Below are 2,247 nucleotides of genomic sequence, written 5' to 3'. Positions count from 1 at the left end.
GATTTATTATTTCAGATTATATACGTAATATTATAATATAAATTTTACCTGCAACATTTTTAGTCTTAAAAAACATAATCACTCCTTAATAACTTTCAAAATATAAACCATAAACTGCCCGTTATAATCTTTTATCAACTTCATTTTATCCTCGCTCAAAGTTCCCGTAATCAATCCTTTTTTGTCTATAGAATATGTATCTTCGCCGTATTGCTCAATCACTTCCAAATTATATTTTTTGAAAATATTACTAATCGTTTTATTCGTATAATGCCTGAAATGAAATTTATTATTATTCTTTTTCAATGACATAACCTCATCGTTTGGAGTTGATAAAAACCAATAGCCGTTATTTTTTATGGCGGATATTATCGTTTCTATAAATTGAATATCGTTTTGTATATGTTCTATACTTTCAAACGATATGACATAATCGTATTTATCTTTATCAAGTTCAAAAGGAAATAATTTATTTATAAAGTTAATCCTATTTTCAATTTTATAATGATTATTAGCAAGTTCTATCGCTTCCTTTGACGCGTCTATGGAGAGAATTTCCGTCATTTTTAATTTGCTTGCAACCAAATACGAACCATAACCGTTTCCGCAAAATATATCCGCTCCGACAGTTTTAATTTCGCCAAATTTATTTTCCAAAAAGTTTGCAGCAAGTTCATATCTCAATAAATGGTCTTTCCTAATTCCCGCCAATGTTTGCGCAGTTTGTCGCTCTCCGCTATTTAATGAAAAATCTCTTTTGGATAAATCGACTATATTTTTATCATCGCATCTAATATTAAATTCCAAAAAATATTCTCTTCTTAATTTTATCAAATAATCTATCGCTTCCTCTATCTCGCAGCATTCTTCTTTCTCGGGATTCACATAATAGCTGTAATTGATATAAGTTATATAAAATATTTCTTCCAAAGTTCGCTTATTCGTTCGCCTCTCGCATTTTTGATAATCTATCGTTAGTCCGTATCCAGCATAAAAAGGCATTCCAAAAGTATGGACTTCCTTTCCCATCATCAACGCCTCGAAGCCTAACTGCGAAGTGCAAACATAAACTTTATCGACTATTTCAAGCAAAGAAATCGGATTAATCTCTTCGTTAAACAAATATATATTTTCTCTTTGAGTTTCTTCGTTATAATAGCAGTTTTCTTTATAGAGTAAATTATCTGGATGAATTTTTATGATTATATCGGAATTAGGATTTTCTTTAATCGCCGTTTCAAACATATTCTTAAAAGTGTATTCGTTAGCCAAACCTTTCGCTATACTCATATCTCCGTAAGCTTGGTCGATTATTAAAACTTTATTTTTATTCTTTCCTATTTTTGGTTTGTATATCGGCTGATGATTATATTTTGTGATTTTATTTTTGATTATTTTATTTATATTGATTCTCGCTCTTTCAATTTCTTTTTCATTAAACTTCAAATTTTTATCGTTAAGCATTTCTTCCAGACGATTTTTATATCTCGCATCATAATAAGGCGCTAAATCGTCAAACACATAAGATATTACTTTGCTATAATTTTTAACTTTACGAATATTGTCAAAAGTATAAATTGAGTTTATAAATCCCATTTCAAAAAACGCTACATTTTTATTATTATATAAAGCGTTTTTTATTACGGTAAATTGCGATATAATCGGTCTCGTTCCCCAAAATCCGTAAATATCGGCATATATATTTTCGTCATAATAAACCATTTTAAATTTTGAATTCTTAAAAAGAATTGGCAAAAATTTAAAAATATCTTCGTATTCGGGAAGCCAGCTGCTCGACACTATCGTTTTACAATTAAATAATTTTTCTATAAACTCGTAATAATTTTTAGCGATATTATTTTTACTATTTTGTATATAATATTCTAAAAATATATTTTCTATAGTTTGCTGTCTTTTAAATAACTCATTAAAATTGTTATTTACTTGATTAAAACTATTATTTAATTCGTTTTGTATTTTTAGTTTAAAAGGTTTTGTAATAATTTTAATGCCAAAAATTCTATAAGTTCGATAAATGCCTTCGTCTTTTTTAGAGTATATAAAATTTAATAATTTATTCATGATACTATTCCTTTAAGATTTGATTTAAATTCGCATAAGAAAATGCGTTTAGATTTTTGAAATAATTTTTTATATTTCTTGCAATGAAAAAACAGCCAAAAATTATATATTAATGGCTTGTATTGTATTGTATTGTATTGTATTGTATTGTATTGTATTGTATTG

General features: G+C 27.0%; 1 protein-coding gene. It reads right to left on the bottom strand.

The window, feature by feature from the left end:
- Window positions 1–78 precede the first annotated feature (78 nt).
- Complete coding sequence (locus ACR0QS_RS12880) at window positions 79–2,082, bottom strand: methyltransferase domain-containing protein (protein WP_432633854.1); 2,004 nt, start codon at window positions 2,080–2,082, stop codon at window positions 79–81.
- Between the last annotated feature and the right edge of the window lie 165 nt (window positions 2,083–2,247).

The organism is Brachyspira sp., from assembly GCF_050873525.1.
Classification (GTDB): domain Bacteria; phylum Spirochaetota; class Brachyspiria; order Brachyspirales; family Brachyspiraceae; genus Brachyspira.
Note: the sequence above shows the minus strand (reverse complement) of the source record. Positions and strands in the feature narration are given on the sequence as shown.

What these genes read in the sequence shown, in the direction of transcription:
- ACR0QS_RS12880 (WP_432633854.1), bottom strand. Translation starts at nt 2,082, where the DNA reads ATGAATAAATTATTAAATTTTATATACTCTAAAAAAGACGAAGGCATT.